The sequence below is a fragment of the Lutimaribacter marinistellae genome (assembly GCF_042648365.1).
GTDB lineage: Bacteria > Pseudomonadota > Alphaproteobacteria > Rhodobacterales > Rhodobacteraceae > Lutimaribacter_A > Lutimaribacter_A marinistellae.
In genome coordinates, this window is record NZ_JBHRXI010000008.1 from 56,770 (window position 1) to 74,356 (window position 17,587).

Below are 17,587 nucleotides of genomic sequence, written 5' to 3' on the forward strand. Positions count from 1 at the left end.
TGTTCAACGGCCATGACGGTAGTTTTTTCTGCGCTCAGATGGTGATCCCATGAGTCAGCCAAGTTTCGAAGCTCTGCTGGAAGCGACGCGCGCAACGCACCTTGCCTCAGACGCGTTACGCGACTTCGTGCAGTGGCCCGATGATCTGGTGCCTCAAGCTGTCATTCGGCACCACATTCGCGCCGAGGACCTGTTGCTGGCGGATGTCGCGCTGGACTGCCCCGAGGAATACGCACCGCTGCGCGATGCGGTCCTTGCCGCCGCCCCGCATGCCCAGTGGCGCGAGACGTACAAGGGTACGCAGTTGAGCCAGGATTTCATCGAACGGTTCGGCTGTTACTGCCTGATCGGCGCAGGTGGCGCCTATGCCAGCAACAAGATCGGCGCCTATTTCGTCTACATGCCCTCCGATCTGGACTATCCCTTGCATCATCATCCTGCCGAGGAGGTCTATTTCATTCTGGCAGGCGAGGCGGAGTTCTGGGTCGAAGGGGATGGCGCAAAAGTCATGAGGCCCGGCGACCACGTGTTTCATGCATCGAATGTTCCGCACGCCACCCGCACGCTGTCCCGTCCGCTGCTGGCGCTGGTCCTGTGGCGGGGCGATCTCGGGACGAAACCGGTGTTGACCAGCGCAGAGCCGGGCGTGTGACTCCGATGGATACCTCATGCAAATCCGGCGACCCGATCTACAAGGGGTTAGAACCATGACCGTCTTGTCGACGCCTTCCTTGACGCGTGTCGCGCCGATGCGGATCAACCGATTGCGCGCATGGCATGTCCCGCTGACCAGCCACACGGCCTATTACATGGCCGAGGGCAAGACCTGTGACACGGTGGAAAGCGTCGTCATCGCACTTGATACGGATGGCGGCCTGACCGGTTGGGGCGAGGTCTGCCCGATCCCGCATTACCTGCCTGCCTATGCACGCGGTGTGACACCTGCGTTGCAGGAGATGGCGCCGATCATTCTGGGGGGCGATCCGATTGGCCCGGACGCCTTGATGGCGCAGGCCGATGCCTATCTCATGGGACATCCCTATGCAAAATCGGCCTTGGATATCGCCCTGTGGGACCTTACAGGCCAGGTAGCGGGATTGCCCCTGCATGCTCTTCTGGGTGGGCAGCGGCAGGCCGATCTTCCACTCTATCATTCGATCACTTGTGTCGAGCCGCACGAAATGGCGCGCATTGCGATCGACGCGCAGTCCCGCGGAATTAACCAGTTCCAGGCCAAGCTCGGCGCCTCGGGTGACTGGCAGACCGATGTCGAGCGGCTGATCAAGGTTCGCGAGGCGGTCGGACCCGGCCCGCTGGTCTATGGCGACTGGAACTGCGGGGCGACGTCACTTGATGCCACGCGCGTCGGGCGCGCGGTGGCGCATCTCGACGTGATGCTGGAGCAACCCTGCGCGACCCTTGATGACTGCGCCCGTGTACGCCAGGCCACGGGCCTGCCGATGAAGCTGGATGAACTGGCACATGACACCGACAGCCTGCTGCGGGCACATCGGCTGGGCATCATGGATGCGGTTGCTCTGAAGCTGTCGAAATTCGGCGGCCTTTCGGCAACCCGGCGTGCGCGGGACTTATGTCAGCATCTCGGCGCCCGGATGTGTATCGAATGTACCTGGGGTTCGGATATCGTCACGGCTGCTGCTTTGCACCTGGGCGCTTCGACGAATCCCAACCGCCTTCAGAATGTTTGCGACCTGTCCGGGTATGTCAGCCCGCGCCTCGCCCCGACGGCCCCGGAGCGCAGCGAAGGAAGGATCGCGCCGCCGCAAGGCCCCGGCCTCGGCATAACAGTGGACGCCGCCCAATTGGGCCAGCCTGACCTGATACTGGATTGATCCCATGAACCGACTGCATTCCCAATCCGAATGGATTTCCCGCGCCCGCGAAGTCTTGCCTGCCGCTGGCTTTGGCAATTTCGATGCGTCCATCGTCATCGCCCGGGGTGAGGGCAGCCGCGTGTGGGACGAGGACGGAAACGAGTACGTCGATTACCTGATCGGATCGGGGCCCATGCTTCTTGGTCACGGCCACCCCGAGGTGATGGAGGCCGTGTTGGAGCAACTTCCAAAGGGCATGACCTTTTTTGCCAACAACGCGCGTGGCATCGAACTGGCCGAGGCCATTGTTGACGCTGTTCCGTGCTGCGAGCAGGTGCGCTTCGTCACCTCGGGGAGCGAGGCGGACATGTATGCGATCCGCCTGGCCCGGGCCTTTACCGGCAAGTCCAGGATCCTCAAGTTCGAAGGCGGCTATCACGGGATGAGCGCCGAGGCCCAGATGTCTCTGGCCCCAATGAAACAGGTCAACTTTCCGACGGCCGTTCCAGACAGCGCCGGTATCCCACAAGGTGTCGCGGACGAAATGCTGATCGCCCCGTTCAACGACCTCGACGCCGTGGCTGGATTGTTGAACGAACATAGCGACATCGCCGCCATCATCGTCGAGCCGTTGCAGCGGATCATACCGGCCAAACCCGGCTTTCTTCAGGGCCTGCGCGATCTCTGCACCAAGCACGGCGTTCTGTTGATTTTCGACGAGATCGTCACCGGCTTCCGGCTCGCCTATGGCGGGGCGCAGGAACGTTATGGCGTAACGCCGGACATCTGCACGCTTGGCAAGATCATCGGCGGCGGGTTCCCCCTGGCTGCGCTTGGTGCGTCGGCTGAGATCATGGCGCATTTCGACAAGGCGACCGTCGGTGCCGAGAAATGGCTGATGCAACTGGGCACACTGTCGGGCAATCCGGTCGCCTCGGCAGCGGGCCTCAAGACAATGGAGATCCTGCGTCGTCCAGGCCAGTACGAGCGTTTGCGGCAGCTGGGGCAGACCCTGATGGATATGCAGACCGAGGCTCTTAACGCCGTTGGCGTCTCCCACCGAATCTGTGGTGATCCAACCCTGTTCGATATCTACTTTACCGATGCCGACCCCATTGACTACCGCAGCGCCCGTCACCGCGATCCGGCCGTCAACGAGGCATGGAACGCGACCTTGCGGCGCAACGGTGTCTTCAAGTCGCCGGGCAAGCTCTACCCGTCGCTAGCGCTGGATGAAGAGGATCTCGACCTGACGCGCCGCGCGATCGAGCAGGCATCGCAGGTAATCGCCACAGCTTGATCAAATGGCTGGGTTGCCGGGCCGGCCCAGGGGCCGTTCGGCTCAAAGGGTCACGATGTGATTGTCCCACGCGCATTCCATGCGGTTGACGGGGCCGACCACCGAACCTTGCACCGTCAACAGCCCTCCCAACCCATCGCTGGCCAGGTAGCCATCGTCACGTGTCGCAAGGCCGCAGATGTCGGTTCGTGAAACGAACCCGAGGAATCTCCCGCCAGTATCGAAGCGGTGCAAGCGGCCTCCGCGCGGCGAGGTGATGGCAATCTCCGTGCCGTCGCCCGAAAACGCGATGCTGCCGGCATAGCCCTGCATCGCGATCTCGTCGGCAAGCGGTGCCTCGGCCAAAACCGGTGCCATACCCGTTCGGTGCAGTCCCAAAAGCGGGGGCGCGGCCCCGGCTTCCCCCTGCCACTGCATCGCAAACCCGACCAGCCCATCGCTGCGTACTGCGAGGTGCCGGATCGAATTGCGGTGCAAATCCCGGTCGAGGATAATTGTTTCTAACACCTCGCCAGCCAATGACATGTAGGTAAGGTTCGGCTGCATGGTTTCGACGTTCAGCTTGCGACGGTCACGCGGATCGGTCGCGATGCCTCCATTGGCCACTATCAGCGTTTCTCCGTCAGGCATGAGCCGCAAGTCATGGGGGCCGATCCCGCCCGTCGCAACCTCGCCAAGCCGCGCATACCCGCGCGACGCGTCCCACATCCCGATGCGGCCTTCGCTGGTTTGGGCGACCTGCTCGCTCGTGAACAGGATCCTGCCATTCGACGAAAAAACCCCATGCCCATTGAGATGAATACCCTTGGGTGGCGTCAGACGATGCAGCACCCCGCCGCTGGTACAATCCAGCACAAGCGCGAACAGTCCCGGTCGACGGGCAAACGCGACAGCTTCGGCCAGATGTGGATGGCCCGCACCTGCGTGGCCGCGTCCTGGCAGCGGGATGCGAAAACTGGCCCGGCCCGCGTCGTCCAGACCATAGAGTGCAAACGTCCCATCCGGATCGCGCGCGGCTGCAAGGAAGGACGGGCTTCCGACAGCGGCCCACCCCAACCGTGGGGCAGCCCCGGCAGCGATGAGAGACGCGATGAAATGGCGACGTGTCGTCATGGCCTCAATCACCGTCCTGCGCGTTGAAGCCGGGCGCTATCCCCAAGCTTGCGCCGATCTCGCTTTCGATTGCACGGCGCAGGTCCTCAACGGCAAGTGCCAGCGCTTCGACCCGCAGCCGCGCCTGCGGATCGGTGATGTCTTGAAACGCCGCATCCGACACCCGCTCTGCTGTATCGTGGACACGTTGCAAAGCTGCGTTCGCCTCGGGAAGATCCCGTTCGGCCAAGGCGCTTGCCAGTGCGTGCGCGGCTTCGCTCGCCATGACAGCGTTTCGCAGGCTGCGGCCCGATCGCCGTGCCTCTGCCCGGGCTGGCCGGGGGCGGTCGAATGTTCCCAGCGGACGGGCAAGGCGTTGATCCGTGGTAAATTCGAGCGAGGACAGGATCTGCGTATAGATTGCCCGCAAAGCCTCGTCTTCGTCCAAGAAAGTAGCGTTGCCTTCTTCTCCCGCGCTGCGCAGGGTTTCGGCGAAGTCTCCAAGCCATGCCTCGCTTAACCCCGCGGCCTGCAGAGCCATGTCGGAAGCGATCGCACGTGTGAGGGCGCAGCTGTAACTGTCGGCCTCGTAGGTTGAGAATTCGGGATCGTAGAGCATCATCTCGAGCGCATAGAGCCCGCGCGCGGCTATCGACACCTCCGCATATGCATCTGCGCTTTCCACGACGAGGTCGGCATCGGCGATCAGCCGGGACAGTGTCCGCCCGGTGAAACCGCGCGCGTCGGGCCAAAAGGCGATGGACAGGGCGCCGGTCTCGGATGGCCCCAAGCGCAGGTCCCCCACGGGAATCCATGCGTCAAAGGCGTCGTGAAATGCGGGCTGAAGGGCGCTGGGCCGGCAGTCTCGATCAGCCGCATCCGCCAGCGCCTGCGTTTTCACGGAAAACTCGGACAGGGATGGAAGGATGTGATCGTCCAGAACTTCGTTCACGCCTGCCACGGCAGGGCAGGCAATGCCCAGCGAAAGCGCGATGACAGGTAGCAGTCTCATAAACTCTCCAGGAAACGGATCAGCGCCTTGCGGTCATCCGGGTGCATCGCGACAACTTTCGCCTTTGCCGTTTCGGCTTCGCCCCCGTGCCACAATACGGCTTCGAGCAATGACCGCGCCCGCCCGTCATGAAGGAACTGCGTATGGCCCGAAACGGTCTCGGTAAGTCCAATCCCCCAGAGAGGCGCAGTCCGCCATTCCCGTCCATCCGCGCGGCCTTCGGGCCGGTGATCGGCCAGCCCGGACCCCATGTCATGCAGCAGCATGTCCGTGTAAGGCCATATCAACTGAAAGCTTGCCGGGTTTTCCCCGTCCAGCCGGTGGGTAACATAGTTTGGCCTGTGGCAGCTGGCGCATCCCGTGTCAAAGAACACCTCGCGCCCACGCAGCACCTGCGGGTCGTCCACATCGCGCCGCGCCGGTACCCCAAGCGTGCGGCTGTAGAACGTCACAAGGTCAAGGCCCGCCTGATCGATTTCCAGACCATCCTGTTCCGGGTCGCCGCCATGCAACGCGGCGGCGCAATCGGTTTGCGCGTCGGTACATTCGCCCGATCCTGCCCGGTGGATCGGGTTCGAGATTCCGATATCGCCGGCAAACGCGCTTGCCGTCTGTTCCAGTATGGATGGGTTGCCCGCCTTGTGGCCAAACCGCCCAAGCACCGGGCGATCGTGCACCTCGGACCAGACGACCTGCGCGCGGCCGGAAATCCCGTCGCCATTCGCGTCTTCGGGGTCCGCCCATTCAAGGATGTCTTGCGTCGGAACCGCCTCGAGCAGTCCCATCCCGATCATCTGTGGCGCGACCCTTGGGCTCAGCATCGCCTCTGCGTGCAGCGGGCCGTATCCAAGCTCCGTCGCTGAATAGAGTGGTTGCCGCAAACGCGCGACCTCGCCACCGGACAGCGGAACTTCGATTTCTTCGTACTGGACCTGCAGCCGATATTCCGGCGTGTGGCCCGGCAGACTGAAATCCTGCAACTGGGTGCCATACACCGGGTCCGGCGCGGTCGGGTGCGTGCCGGCAATGTATCGTTCGACTTCGGCCATGTCCGGGGCACGTACCGAGATGCGCAGGAACGTGGATACAGCGGTATCCTCTGGACCCTCGGGTGGGTGGCCGCGCCCATCCTTCAGGTGGCAGCGTTGACAGGACCTTGCGTTGAACAAGGGGCCAAGCCCGTCCGAGGCAAGGGTCGAGGCAGGTGCCGAGACCCAGATGCGCTTGAACATCCCGTTGCCGACACGAAAATCGAGCTCCTGCTCGAAACTCAGATTGGCGGCTGGCTGGGAAAAGGCATCGGCCGTCTGCCGAAGGCGGACCGTCTGCGCCCCGGCGGAGTTTTCCTCGAAGGCCCAAGGTTCCGAAAAATCCTGCGGCATGGACGTCACGGCCGAGACCCGTTCGCGCTCTTCGGCCGTGCGCGAGATGACGTCCAGGTGCACATCCTCCAGCCCGGACCAATCGTCCGCAAGCGCAGTGGTCGGCAAGACAGGAGTCGTAACGGCCACCAAGGTGGCCGCGAAAAGCCGGCTACTCGGCTTCATCCATTCGCGATGCATTGAGATGGGCATAATTCTCCGCGCCGATGCGCTCGTGCAGGTCTAGCTGGGTTTCGAGGAAGTCGATATGGCCTTCTTCATCGGCAAGAAGTTCCTCGAACAACTCCTTGGTCACCCAGTCTCCGACGGACGCGCAATACTCCCGCGCTTCCTTGTAGAGCGCGCGCGCCTCGTGCTCGGCTGCCAGGTCGCATTCCAGCGTTTCCTTTGGGTTCTGACCGGTGCGGATCGGGTCCAGCTTCTGCAGGTTGGGATGACCTTCGAGGAACAGGATACGCGCGATCAGCTTGTCGGCGTGGTTCATCTCCTCGATCGATTCCTCGCGACTTTTCTTGGCCATGTGGCCAAGGCCCCAGTCTTCCTGCATGCGGTAATGCAGCCAGTACTGGCTGACCGCCGTCAGTTCACTTCGCAGCGCGCGGTTGAGATACTCGATGACTTTCTCGTCGCCCTTCATGGTTCAGATCCTCTTCCTGTGTTGCTTCACGGCGCAGACCGCGAAGGTGCATGGGAACTTCAAGGTTGTCGTTTTTCCGCATCGTGTCCACGAACAACGCAACACATCCCCCGCAATCGGCGGCTTTGCCGAGCGCGCGATACACCTTTCTGGGCGTGATGATCGTCTCGGGGTCCGAGGCGCGCATCCAGTCGATAGCGGCGTTGATGTCGTGATCGGTGATGCTGGTGCAGTGACAGATGATCATTGTCGGGCCCTGTTGTGTTGTCGGGGCGGTCGGCCCCGGCCTGTAAACTCACTGAAAGACGGCTGTCGGATCGTCGAGGCTGTCCGAGCCTTCGAACTCGATAGTGTCGAGCTCCAACTCGGCCACGATGCGTTCGATAGATCGTGTTTGCGTAATCAGCGCATCGACACCGCCCATGACCAGTTGCTCACCCGCGTCGTTTCCGCGTTCGAGCATCTGGTCGTAATGAAATCCGGCCTCGGCCGCCGTCTTGATCCGGCCTAGCGCCTTCATCGTCTCCGACAGGCGAGTCTGCATCTCGGCGTCGAGGTCGGGGTTCTTCGCGGCAACGAGATCCGAGATGGAGGCGCCGGAAACAAGCGTTCCGTCTGTGCGGACATACTCACCCAGATATACGTTCTGGATGCCCAACCCGTCGTAGTAATGGCTGTTATGCGTGTTGTCCGAGAAGCAGTCATGCTCTTCTTCGGGGTCGTTCAGCATAAGGCCCAACCGCATCCGCTCGCCCGCCTGCTCCCCGTAAGAAAGCGAGCCCATGCCGGTCAGGATCGCCGACAGCCCCGCCGCCTCGTCCTGCATCAGTGCCGCGCGCGCATCGCCTTCTTCGGTCCACTGGGCCGCCATCCATTCAAGGTCAGACACCAGAAGGTCGGTCGCCGCGGACAGGTATTCCGCGCGCCGGTCGCAATTGCCGCCAGTGCAGGCATCGGCCTGCGCGTAGTCGGTCCAGGGGCGGTTGCCTGCACCGTCCCCATGCCCGTTCAGGTCCTGCCCCCAAAGAAGGAACTCGATCGCGTGATATCCGGTCGCGACATTTGCCTCGATCCCGTCGACCTCGTGCAACGTGTCCTGCAAGAAGGCCGGGGTGATGTCCGCCGCGTCGATCTCTTTCCCAGACAGCGTGAAGGAGGTGTTCGCGATCACGTTCAGGGCGGCCAGCTGGTTTTCGTCCGACGGACCACCATAGGCCCCGTCGACATAATCGATCAGACCTTCGTCCAGCGGCCAGGCATTCACCTTGCCTTCCCAATCATCCACGATCGGGTTGCCGAAGCGAAAGACCTCGGTCTGCTGATAAGGCACCCGTGCAGCCAGCCACGCGTCACGCGCAGTTTGCAAGGCTTCGGGCGACGGGCTGTCAATCAGCGTGGCGACCGCATCTTGCAGGGTCCTGACGGCCGTCAGGCTGTCCTCGTACTTCGCCTGCGCGATATCAGCATAGGTATCCAGAACTTCGCCTGCCGATTGCGCCTGCGCGCCCACGGCCAGACCCGCTGTCAGTGCTGTGGTTGTCAATAATGTCCGGATCATCTCGGGGTCCTTCTGTGCGCTTCGCTTTTTGAATCCAACCACTGATGCCAGGGCCGCCAGACCTCGAAATGATCAAGCAAGGGTTCGACCGGCATGTCCCGACACTCTGCACTGTCGCAAGCCGTCTGCATCAATTCGCAGCGGCAAGGCAGGCAAAAACCATCGGCTTGGCGGTACATCTGTGAGTGGTCCCTGGATTCGGGGTGGCAATAACCCGACTTATTTTGTCGGCCTTACGGCGAACCTGACTGATTCACTCAGTAAATGCAATGCCGATCCTGAAAGAGAGTTTGTCGCACCCGTCTGGCAGGTTGCTCCAGTGCCGACCGAACCCGCGAACCGCCGGTATTCGGTTCTTTCGCGCTGCTGCCCATTTGCCCTCTGGACGTGAGGCACTGGGGCTGCGAATACTGTCCACGATGGTGTCCGGCTCTGACAGGGCCGGCTGAAAAGGGAACGCGGTGCAAGACCGCGACTGCCCCCGCAACTGTAAGCGGCGAGCAACCCCGGCGAACACCACTGGGCCACTGGTCCGGGAAGGTTCGGGGGCGCTTTGACCCGCAAGTCAGGAGACCTGCCATCCCGGACACGCGTCGCGTGTTGCGGTCAACTCAACCCGGGCGGGGTGCCCCGGATGCGGAGAGGAACGACCGATGGACCGCCAAGGCCCTGACACATCGCCGCTGACCATCCCCCGCCGATCTGCGCGGAGGGCGCGATGCTACTGGAACGAACAATCTCACAACTCGACATAGGCCCAGTCCCGCCGAACGTGGCGCAACAGATGGGGCAGCTGGGTTACATGCAATGGATTGCCGCCCTGCCGGGAGGGATGGACTACCGCGAAGCCGCGCGCCGCGCATTGGCAACGGCGCAACCATTCGCGGGCCACTCGCCCGCTGTTGCCGCGTTCTGCGCGCTTGTTCAGGCATCGCTCGATTCGCCCCTGACGCCTCTGCCGATGCGGATGCCGCCGCGTGTACGCCGGGGCGGTCGTCGCGCGTGTCTCGCGGCGCGGGCGATTCCTTGATGACGAAAACAGGGTGACACCCGCATGAGGACATTTCCGCCTGAACGGATCGTTTGCCTGACCGAGGAAACCGTCGAAACCCTCTACCTGCTGGGAGAGGAGGACCGTATCGTCGGGGTTTCTGGCTATGCCGTGCGCCCCAAGCGGGTTCGCAAGGAAAAGCCGCGCGTTTCAGCCTTTACCTCCGCCGACATTCCCAAGGTCCTGGCTCTCGAACCGGACCTCGTGCTGACATTCTCCGACCTTCAAGCCGACATCGCCGCCGACCTGATCCGCGCAGGCGTCACCGTCATGGGGTTCAACCAGCGTGACGTGGCTGGGATTCTCGCGATGATCCGGCATGTCGGGACCATCGTCGGTCGGGCCGATCGTGCGGAACAGCTTGTTGTGGGCTACATCTCGAAACTGGCCGATCTGTCGGCCTCGACAAAGGGCAAACCCCGCCCACGTGTCTATTTCGAGGAATGGGATGACCCCATGATTTCGGGCATCCACTGGGTGTCGGAACTGATCGGCACCGCGGGCGGGGACGACGTTTTCCCGCAACTGGCGTCCGAGCCGGCCGCCAGGGATCGTATCGTCACCTCCGACCGGGTCGTTGCGGCAAGGCCGGACGTGATCATTGCCTCATGGTGCGGCAAGAAGGTGCGGCCGGAGAAGATCGCCGCGCGGCCTGGCTGGGATCAAATCCCGGCGGTCCGCGACGGGCGGATCGTCGAAATCAAGTCGCCGCTTATCCTGCAACCCGGTCCTGCGGCGTTGACCGACGGGCTCGACGCGATCGTTGCAGCCCTGCACGGCTGATCGTGTTCGGGATCCCGCCAGCCTTTGGTCAGTGCATGGATTTCCGCGTTCTGCCGAGGCTTACGAGGTTGAGCGCGGCAAAGACAAGTGCCGCGACACAGACGATGGACGGCCCCGCAGGCGTGTCGAAAACATAGGCCCCCTGTAGCCCGGCAACCGCGGAAAAGGCGCCTATTCCCCCCGCGATAAGCGCCATGCCTTCGGGGGTGCGCGCAAGGCTGCGCGCCGAGGCGGCAGGTATGATGAGCATCGCCGCGATCAGCAGGACGCCGACCACCTTGATCGCCACCGCAACCGTGATCGCCAGCGATAGCGTCAGGATCAGTTGTTCGCGCTTGGGGTCCAGCCCGCTGGCATAGGCAAGCTCTTCGTTCAGGGTCGAGGTCAAAAGCGCCGACCACCGCCACGTGATAAGCGCGATGACCATCGCCACGCCGCCCCAGATCACCACAAGGTCAGAGCGGGAAACCGCCAGGATATCCCCGAACAGATAAGCCATCAGGTCGATGCGGATTCCCGAAAGGAAAGAGACGGCTACCAGCCCGAAGGCCAATGCAGAATGGGCGAGAACACCCAAAAGCGTGTCCATCGCGTATCCGCGACCCGTCAGAAAGGTGACGACAAGCGCCATCAACAACGCCACCGCCATCGCGCCCGGAAACACCGAGATCTGTAGCGCAAGCGACAGTGCCACGCCGAGGATCGCGGCATGCGCGGTGGCGTCCCCGAAATAGGCCATCCGCCGCCACACCACGAAGCATCCCAGCGGCGCGGCGGCAAGCGCCACGCCGATCCCTGCCAGCGTGGCGCGTGTCATGAAATCGTCGAGCATTATTCGGCCGCCTCGTGGCTATGCGCGTGATCGTGGTTGTGATCGTGCCGGTACAGCGCCAGCGCGCCCCCGGTGCCCGTCCCGAACAGCGCCCGGTACTCGGGCGCCGAGGCCACGACCGCCGGTGTCCCCTCGCAGCAGACGTGACCATTGAGGCATATCACCCTGTCCGAGGCGCTCATGACCACGTGCAATTCATGGCTGATCATCAGCACGGCGCAGCCGGTTTCGCGGCGCACCTCTTCGATCTGCCGGTAGAACGCCGCCGAACCCGGCTGGTCCAGGCCCTGTGTCGCCTCGTCCAGAAGCAGGACATCCGGGCGGGTGATAAGCGCCCGTGCCAGCATCACGCGCTGCAACTGCCCCCCCGACAGGCGCGACATCTGCCGTTTCAGCAGGTCGGGCACGCCTGCCGTGGCAAGCGCCGCCCGGCTGTCCTCTCGTGACACCTTTCCGGTCAATCGCATGAAGCGCTCCACCGTGATGGGCAGTGTCTGGTCGATATGCAGCTTTTGCGGGACATAGCCGATCCTGAGGCCAGGCTTGAGCCGTACCGCGCCGCGGGTCGGTTCGGCGGCACCAATGATCGCGCGCAACAGGCTCGTCTTGCCCGACCCGTTCGGGCCGACGATGGTGACGATCTCGCCGGGTTCGATCCGCAAATCGACATTGCGCAAGACCGTGTTCGCGCCATAGGCGACGCTCAGGTTTTCGACGGCGATCAGGCTCATGAGTTGGCCTTGTCGCTGCAGGCCGGGCAGACGCCCTCCGCCTCGACCACGGTTTTTTCGATCTGGAAACCGGCGGCCCGGGCCGCGGCCCCAAGCGTTCCGCGGGCAGGCGCCGACCGCGCCTCGGCCACGTTGTCGCACAGGCGGCAGATCATGAAGGCCGGCGAATGATGTTCGCCCGGATGGGCGCAGGCCACAAAGGCGTTCAGCCGCTCGATCTTGTGTACGAAGCCGTTCTCGACCAGGAAATCGAGCGCGCGATAGGCCACTGGCGGCTGCGAGCCGAAACCCGCTTCGCGCAAAAGGTCGAGAATCGCATAGGCGCCAAGCGCGCGATGATCCTGCAGCAGCAACTCCAGTACCTTGCGCCGCACCGGCGTCATGCGCAGCCCCTCGGCGGCACAGCGTGTCTCGGCTGCGGCCAACGCCTGCGCGACGCAAGCGGCGTGATCATGCTTTTCAAAGCCGGTCGGGGCAATCGGGTCGGCGGACATGCGCTTCGCCTCACTTGTCATGTTATTTTGTATCAGTTATGCCGGGTGAAATGTTATATAATCACAGGTGACTCCCATGTCCAGCAAGCTCATTCCTCTCTCAGTTTCGGCCGCGCTGATGGGCGGCACGGCCCTTGCCGACGCGCCCAGTGTGGCCGTTGACATCGCTCCTGTCCACTCGTTGGTGGCCCGGGTCATGCAGGGTGTTGGCACGCCGAACCTGATCGTGCAACCGGGTGCCTCTCCGCACGAGTACAGCCTGCGACCTTCCGAGGCCGCCGCCTTGCAGGATGCCGATCTCGTGTTCTGGATGGGCGACGACCTTACACCGTGGATGGCCGATGCGGTTGAAACCCTTGCATCCGGTGCCGCGGTGACCAGCCTGCTTGAGGCCGATGGAACGACACTGCTCGATTTCCGCGAAAGTGCCCTCTTCGAAGCGCATGATCACGGCGCGCACGACGATGATCACGACGATCACGCCGAAGACGAAAAACATGACGATCACGATCATGCCGAGGCGGATGGCCATGATGACCACGAGCACGAGGAACACGCCGAGGCGGATGGCCACGACCACGACGACCACGACGATCACGACCATGAGGAGCATGCCGACCACCATGGACATGACCATGGCGAGCATGACCCGCATGCATGGTTGTCGCTTGAAAATGCCGGCACCTGGATGAATGTCATCGCTGCGCAGCTTTCGGCGGCTGACCCGGACAATGCGGGTGCATATTACGCCAACGCGACCGCCGCCCGCGAGGAGTTCGCGGCCCTTGCCGAAGAGATCAAGGCGACCCTCGACCCGGTTCGCGGCGGCTCGTTCATCGTGTTTCACGACGCTTACCAGTATTTCGAGAGCAATTTCGATTTCCCCGCGTCCGGAGCAATCTCGCTCAGCGATGCATCCGATCCCAGCCCGGCGCGTATCGCCGAAATCCAGGGCCGCATCCGCGAGGAAGGTATCGATTGTGTGCTTGCCGAACCGCAATTCAATCCCGGCCTGATCGAAACCGTCCTCGAAGGTACCGATGCCTCCACAGGCGTCATCGACCCGCTCGGGGCCGAGCTTGAGGTCGGTCCGGCGCTCTATCCGCAACTGCTGCGGAACATGGCAAAGACGCTGGCGGACTGCCTGTAACGCCATGTGATGACCGGTCGGCGCGCAAGCGTCGGCCGGTCCCTCCAACCTGTCCGTTTGGTGCGCATCAGCGCCAAACTCGGCCGTCAAAATGTAATGAAATCACATAACGTACATGTCTCTGTCTCACCACGCTACCTCACCAGCCCCTGACGCCGATCCGCGTATCCCGGTGACGCTGCTGACCGGATTCCTCGGCGCGGGCAAGACGACGCTGCTCAACCGCGTGCTGTCCGATGCCTCGGATGGAAAGGTGGCGGTGATCGTCAATGAATTCGGTGAGGCCGGGCTTGACCACGACCTGATCGAAACCTCCAGCGACGAGGTCGTCCTGATGCAACCGGGCTGTCTGTGCTGTTCGATCCGGGGGGACCTGTCCACCACATTTGTCGACCTGCTGTCCCGTCGACATGCCGGAACTCTGCAATTCGATCGTGTGGTCATCGAAACCACCGGAATGGCCGACCCGGCGCCTATCCTGCAAACCCTGCTCGTCGATCCGGTCATGGCGCGCAATACCCGGATGGATGGCGTCGTAACGGTTGTCGATGCGGTTAACGGCGACGCAACGCTCGACGCCCAGTTCGAAGCGGTGTCCCAGGTCGCGATGGCCGACCTGGTGCTGCTCAGCAAGTGCGATCTTGCCGCGCAGCCACAGGCAGACGCGCTCGAGGCTCGCCTGCGACGCCTGAACGAGACCGCCGAAATCGTCAGGCTCGAACAGGGCCGGATCGCTCCGAAACGGCTATGGGGTCTGAGCGGCCTGCGTCACTCTGCGACCAGGCAGGAGGCCATCGCATGGACCACGCCGATTTCCGCTCCTGATCCGCTGGCAAACCTGTCTGGCCTTGCCAAGGCCGAGCCGTCGACCCCCGTCCACCGGCACGATACGCGCATCACCTCTGTATCCGTCGTGCTGGATGACCCCCTCAAGGATGTCGCCTTCGATCTCTGGCTCGACACGCTGATCGCGTTGAAAGGTCCCGACATCCTGCGAGTCAAGGGCATCGTCTTTCTCGAAGGGATCGACACGCCCTTTGTCTTTCACGGTGTACAGCACCTCTTCGACCCACCCGTGCCGTTGACGACATGGACCGGCGACGACCGTCGGTCCCGTATCGTCGTGATCGGCCGCGACCTGACCCGGCCCGAATTGCAGCGCAGCTTCGACATTCTGCGTGCCACGCCGGCCCTCACCAAGCAAAAGGAACTTTCCCATGACTGATGCGCGTCTTCCCGTGACGGTCCTCTCCGGCTTTCTCGGTGCCGGAAAAACGACGCTCCTCAACCGTGTGTTGAACAACCGCGAGGGGCGGCGGGTCGCCGTGATCGTCAACGACATGTCCGAGGTGAACATCGACGCAGACCTCGTGCGCGCCGATACCGAGCTGTCCCGCACCGACGAAACCCTTGTCGAGATGTCGAACGGCTGCATCTGCTGCACGCTGCGCGACGACCTTCTGCAAGAGGTGCGCCGCCTGTCAGAAGACGGGCGGTTCGACTACCTGCTGATCGAATCGACCGGCATCTCTGAACCTCTGCCCGTTGGCGCAACTTTCGAATTCCGCGACGAGGCGGGTCAAAGCCTCGCGGATGTCGCGCGGCTCGATACGATGGTCACCGTCGTCGATGCGGTGAACCTGCTCAAGGACTACTCAAGCCACGATTTCCTGAGCGATCGCGGCGAAACGCTGGGTGAAGAGGACGATCGCACGCTGGTCAACCTGCTTGTCGAACAGATCGAATTTGCCGATGTCGTGATCCTGAACAAGGTCGCGGACGCCGAACCGCACCAGGTCGATGCCGCGCGCAAGATCATCCGCAGTCTGAACGCCGATGCCCGCATCATCGAGACGACGCATTCCGATGTCGATGCGGATGCGATCCTCGATACCGGCCTCTTCGATTTCGAAAAGGCCCATGAACATCCCATGTGGGCCAAGGAGCTTTACGGTTTTGCCGACCATGTTCCGGAAACCGAGGAATACGGCGTCACAAGCTTTGTCTACCGCGCTCGTCGCCCCTTTGTGCCTGAAAAGATCATGGCGGTTCTGAACGGCGACATGCCCGGCGTGATCCGGGCCAAGGGGCATTTCTGGATCGCCACGCGGCCTGATTGGGTGGCCGAGTTCTCGATGGCGGGCGCCTTGTCCTCGGTCAAGCCGCTGGGCACGTGGTGGGCCTCGGTTCCGCAAGAGCGTTGGCCGGATCACGATAGTGCCCGTGACTACATGCAGGCGCATTGGCAGGAACCTTGGGGGGACCGCCGACAAGAGATCGTCTTCATCGGGTCCGGCATCGATTGGCCGGCGCTCAAGGCACGACTCGACTCGGCCCTGTTGCCCGAACTGGTTGCAGGCGGCCCCGAGAACCTTCCGGACCTGCCCGATCCGTTCCCGGCGTGGCGGCGTGCCGAGGCCGCGGCATGAGTACGGTGCGCGAGGTCGTCAGCGACGCCGCGGTCGGGGTGGGCGTCGCCGAAAAGCCCGAGGATCTGTCCGTGATCCACAAGCCGGGCTGCGCCGCAGCTATCTGGTGGCGCCAACCCCTGCCGGAGTTTCAGCACTGGATCGCGAAGCTGAAGCCAGAGCAGCTTCCCCGGGCCCGTATGATCCTGCGGCCCGACGGGGTGCGCGCCGCCGTTGCCGAGGTCTGCGAAGCAAGCGGAACGCCCCCATCGGTCGAGCGCCAGAGGTTCGTGGATGACGTTGCCGCGCTTGCCGACATCTTCGCAGGGCTGATGAAGGTCACCTGGCTGCGGTTGCGCCTCGATGTCGTCACCACCAACGCCTGCCGCAAGTTCCATATCGACGCGGTCACCGCGCGGCTTGTCTGCACCTATCGCGGAACGGGTACGCAATACGGAATCTCCACCGACGGCGACGATCCGAAACGGGTTTTCACGGTTCCCGCGGGTGCGCCGATCCTGTTGCGCGGGACCCTTTGGCCGGAAACCCCTAAATCGGGTCTGCTGCACCGCTCGCCACCGATCGAGGGAACGGGCGAAACTCGCCTTCTGCTCGTGCTCGACCCTGTCACGGATCCCGAGGACGAGATATGACGCGCAATCTCGGCGACACCACGCTCAAACGCCGTCGCAGGGCCGGTGATCCGATGCGCACTTTCGATGACCTGCCACCAGCTCTTCGGCGCTGGCTGGCAGAAGCATCGATGCCGTGGTCGCCCGCGTCCTGCCGCCGCATCTGGCAGCAGGCAAGGTCCCGCGGCGAACCGGTCGAGGCGATCCTCGCACGGCTCGACCGCGCTGAGGCACGAATGCTTGCCAGTGACGACCGCCACCTTTCGGGCAAAAGGTCGGAACGGCGCATGGCTCCAGGGCCGCGAAGGTCATGAAACCGGCGGATAGCTCATCGGCGGCTTCTTCGAGATGAGCCACTGATCGAAGCCAAGCCGCGACACGTCCCTCACGGGCGGTCGAAACGCGGTTACAACCGCGCCCTTCGGCACGACGTTAGCCACGTAACCACCCAAAAAACCGGGCCAATGCTCGTTCAGAGCCGTCGCAGTGCCCAGCGGCGCCACGCAATCAGTTGATACACAGGGCTAAGGTGGTGGGTGATGAGAGACTCGAACTCCCGACATCTTCGGTGTAAACGAAGCGCTCTACCAACTGAGCTAATCACCCGCTGCAAAGCCGTTTAGCGAAGCGCGCGGGCGGGTGCAAGCCCGGCTTTTCTCTGAATGCCGTCAGCGTCACTCGCGCCGGCCG

19 protein-coding genes, 1 tRNA gene and 1 riboswitch are annotated in these 17,587 nt (G+C 63.0%); of the genes, 10 read left to right on the forward strand and 10 right to left on the reverse strand.

Annotation, left to right across the window (positions count from 1 at the left end; genetic code table 11):
* The first annotated feature begins 49 nt into the window (after positions 1-49).
* The 3 genes from ACFORG_RS08535 to ACFORG_RS08545 all read left to right on the forward strand — a co-directional run bounded on the left by ACFORG_RS08535 (position 50) and on the right by ACFORG_RS08545 (position 3,135).
* Entirely contained in the window at positions 50-652 is a 603-nt protein-coding gene (locus ACFORG_RS08535) for a dimethylsulfonioproprionate lyase family protein (protein WP_386734996.1), read from the forward strand.
* Between the two features lie 97 nt (positions 653-749).
* Entirely contained in the window at positions 750-1,853 is a 1,104-nt protein-coding gene (locus ACFORG_RS08540; RefSeq protein WP_386735033.1) for a mandelate racemase/muconate lactonizing enzyme family protein, read from the forward strand.
* A gap of 4 nt (positions 1,854-1,857) precedes the next feature.
* A complete protein-coding gene (locus tag ACFORG_RS08545; protein WP_386734997.1) occupies positions 1,858-3,135 on the forward strand; it encodes an aspartate aminotransferase family protein in 1,278 nt (425 codons plus the stop codon).
* Between the two features lie 42 nt (positions 3,136-3,177).
* Here ACFORG_RS08545 and ACFORG_RS08550 read toward each other — a convergent pair whose 3' ends face one another.
* The 6 genes from ACFORG_RS08550 to ACFORG_RS08575 are packed head-to-tail and all read right to left on the reverse strand — an operon-like array spanning position 3,178 to position 8,816.
* A complete protein-coding gene (locus ACFORG_RS08550) occupies positions 3,178-4,248 on the reverse strand; it encodes a DUF1513 domain-containing protein (protein ID WP_386734998.1) in 1,071 nt (356 codons plus the stop codon).
* Positions 4,249-4,252: 4 nt separating this feature from the next.
* Positions 4,253-5,239: an imelysin family protein gene (locus ACFORG_RS08555; RefSeq protein ID WP_386734999.1), complete on the reverse strand. Its 987-nt coding sequence runs from the start codon at positions 5,237-5,239 to the stop codon at positions 4,253-4,255.
* On the reverse strand, positions 5,236-6,813 hold the full coding sequence (locus tag ACFORG_RS08560; protein WP_386735000.1) for a di-heme oxidoreductase family protein: 1,578 nt from the start codon (positions 6,811-6,813) through the stop codon (positions 5,236-5,238). The genes ACFORG_RS08555 and ACFORG_RS08560 overlap by 4 nt, the downstream gene beginning before the upstream one ends.
* Complete coding sequence (gene bfr / locus ACFORG_RS08565; protein ID WP_386735001.1) at positions 6,773-7,258, reverse strand: bacterioferritin; 486 nt, start codon at positions 7,256-7,258, stop codon at positions 6,773-6,775. Before bfr ends, ACFORG_RS08560 begins: the two co-directional genes overlap by 41 nt.
* A complete protein-coding gene (locus tag ACFORG_RS08570; RefSeq protein WP_386735002.1) occupies positions 7,206-7,505 on the reverse strand; it encodes a (2Fe-2S)-binding protein in 300 nt (99 codons plus the stop codon). Before ACFORG_RS08570 ends, bfr begins: the two co-directional genes overlap by 53 nt.
* A 48-nt stretch (positions 7,506-7,553) precedes the next feature.
* Positions 7,554-8,816, reverse strand: a complete 1,263-nt coding sequence (locus ACFORG_RS08575) for an imelysin family protein (RefSeq protein ID WP_386735003.1) — start codon at positions 8,814-8,816, stop codon at positions 7,554-7,556.
* A 403-nt stretch (positions 8,817-9,219) separates the two neighbouring features.
* Positions 9,220-9,412: riboswitch (cobalamin riboswitch) on the forward strand.
* A 122-nt stretch (positions 9,413-9,534) separates the two neighbouring features.
* On the opposite strand from ACFORG_RS08575, the gene ACFORG_RS08580 reads away from it, so the two are divergent.
* A complete protein-coding gene (locus ACFORG_RS08580) occupies positions 9,535-9,846 on the forward strand; it encodes a hypothetical protein (protein ID WP_386735004.1) in 312 nt (103 codons plus the stop codon).
* A gap of 24 nt (positions 9,847-9,870) precedes the next feature.
* Entirely contained in the window at positions 9,871-10,650 is a 780-nt protein-coding gene (locus ACFORG_RS08585) for a cobalamin-binding protein (protein ID WP_386735005.1), read from the forward strand.
* A 28-nt stretch (positions 10,651-10,678) separates the two neighbouring features.
* On the opposite strand, the gene ACFORG_RS08590 is transcribed toward ACFORG_RS08585, so the two are convergent.
* From ACFORG_RS08590 to ACFORG_RS08600, 3 genes are read right to left on the reverse strand one after another with little or no spacing between them, the layout of a single operon-like run.
* Positions 10,679-11,482, reverse strand: a complete 804-nt coding sequence (locus ACFORG_RS08590; RefSeq protein ID WP_386735006.1) for a metal ABC transporter permease — start codon at positions 11,480-11,482, stop codon at positions 10,679-10,681.
* The gene (locus ACFORG_RS08595) at positions 11,482-12,213 is read right to left on the reverse strand and encodes an ATP-binding cassette domain-containing protein (protein WP_386735007.1); all 732 of its coding nucleotides are present in this window, start codon (positions 12,211-12,213) and stop codon (positions 11,482-11,484) included. The genes ACFORG_RS08590 and ACFORG_RS08595 overlap by 1 nt, the downstream gene beginning before the upstream one ends.
* Positions 12,210-12,707: a transcriptional repressor gene (locus ACFORG_RS08600; RefSeq protein WP_386735008.1), complete on the reverse strand. Its 498-nt coding sequence runs from the start codon at positions 12,705-12,707 to the stop codon at positions 12,210-12,212. Before ACFORG_RS08600 ends, ACFORG_RS08595 begins: the two co-directional genes overlap by 4 nt.
* A 76-nt stretch (positions 12,708-12,783) precedes the next feature.
* On the opposite strand from ACFORG_RS08600, the gene ACFORG_RS08605 reads away from it, so the two are divergent.
* The 5 genes from ACFORG_RS08605 to ACFORG_RS08625 all read left to right on the forward strand — a co-directional run bounded on the left by ACFORG_RS08605 (position 12,784) and on the right by ACFORG_RS08625 (position 17,211).
* Positions 12,784-13,857, forward strand: a complete 1,074-nt coding sequence (locus ACFORG_RS08605; protein WP_386735009.1) for a zinc ABC transporter substrate-binding protein — start codon at positions 12,784-12,786, stop codon at positions 13,855-13,857.
* A gap of 115 nt (positions 13,858-13,972) precedes the next feature.
* Positions 13,973-15,082, forward strand: a complete 1,110-nt coding sequence (locus ACFORG_RS08610) for a CobW family GTP-binding protein (RefSeq protein ID WP_386735010.1) — start codon at positions 13,973-13,975, stop codon at positions 15,080-15,082.
* Positions 15,075-16,286 carry a GTP-binding protein gene (locus tag ACFORG_RS08615; protein WP_386735011.1) on the forward strand — a complete coding sequence of 404 codons (1,212 nt, stop codon included), beginning with the start codon at positions 15,075-15,077 and terminating at the stop codon, positions 16,284-16,286. The genes ACFORG_RS08610 and ACFORG_RS08615 overlap by 8 nt, the downstream gene beginning before the upstream one ends.
* The gene (locus tag ACFORG_RS08620) at positions 16,283-16,918 is read left to right on the forward strand and encodes a DUF1826 domain-containing protein (protein WP_386735012.1); all 636 of its coding nucleotides are present in this window, start codon (positions 16,283-16,285) and stop codon (positions 16,916-16,918) included. The genes ACFORG_RS08615 and ACFORG_RS08620 overlap by 4 nt, the downstream gene beginning before the upstream one ends.
* Positions 16,915-17,211, forward strand: a complete 297-nt coding sequence (locus tag ACFORG_RS08625; protein WP_386735013.1) for a DUF6525 family protein — start codon at positions 16,915-16,917, stop codon at positions 17,209-17,211. The genes ACFORG_RS08620 and ACFORG_RS08625 overlap by 4 nt, the downstream gene beginning before the upstream one ends.
* Positions 17,212-17,427: 216 nt before the next feature.
* On the opposite strand, the gene ACFORG_RS08630 is transcribed toward ACFORG_RS08625, so the two are convergent.
* Positions 17,428-17,503 (reverse strand) — tRNA-Val (locus tag ACFORG_RS08630).
* Positions 17,504-17,587 lie beyond the last annotated feature (84 nt).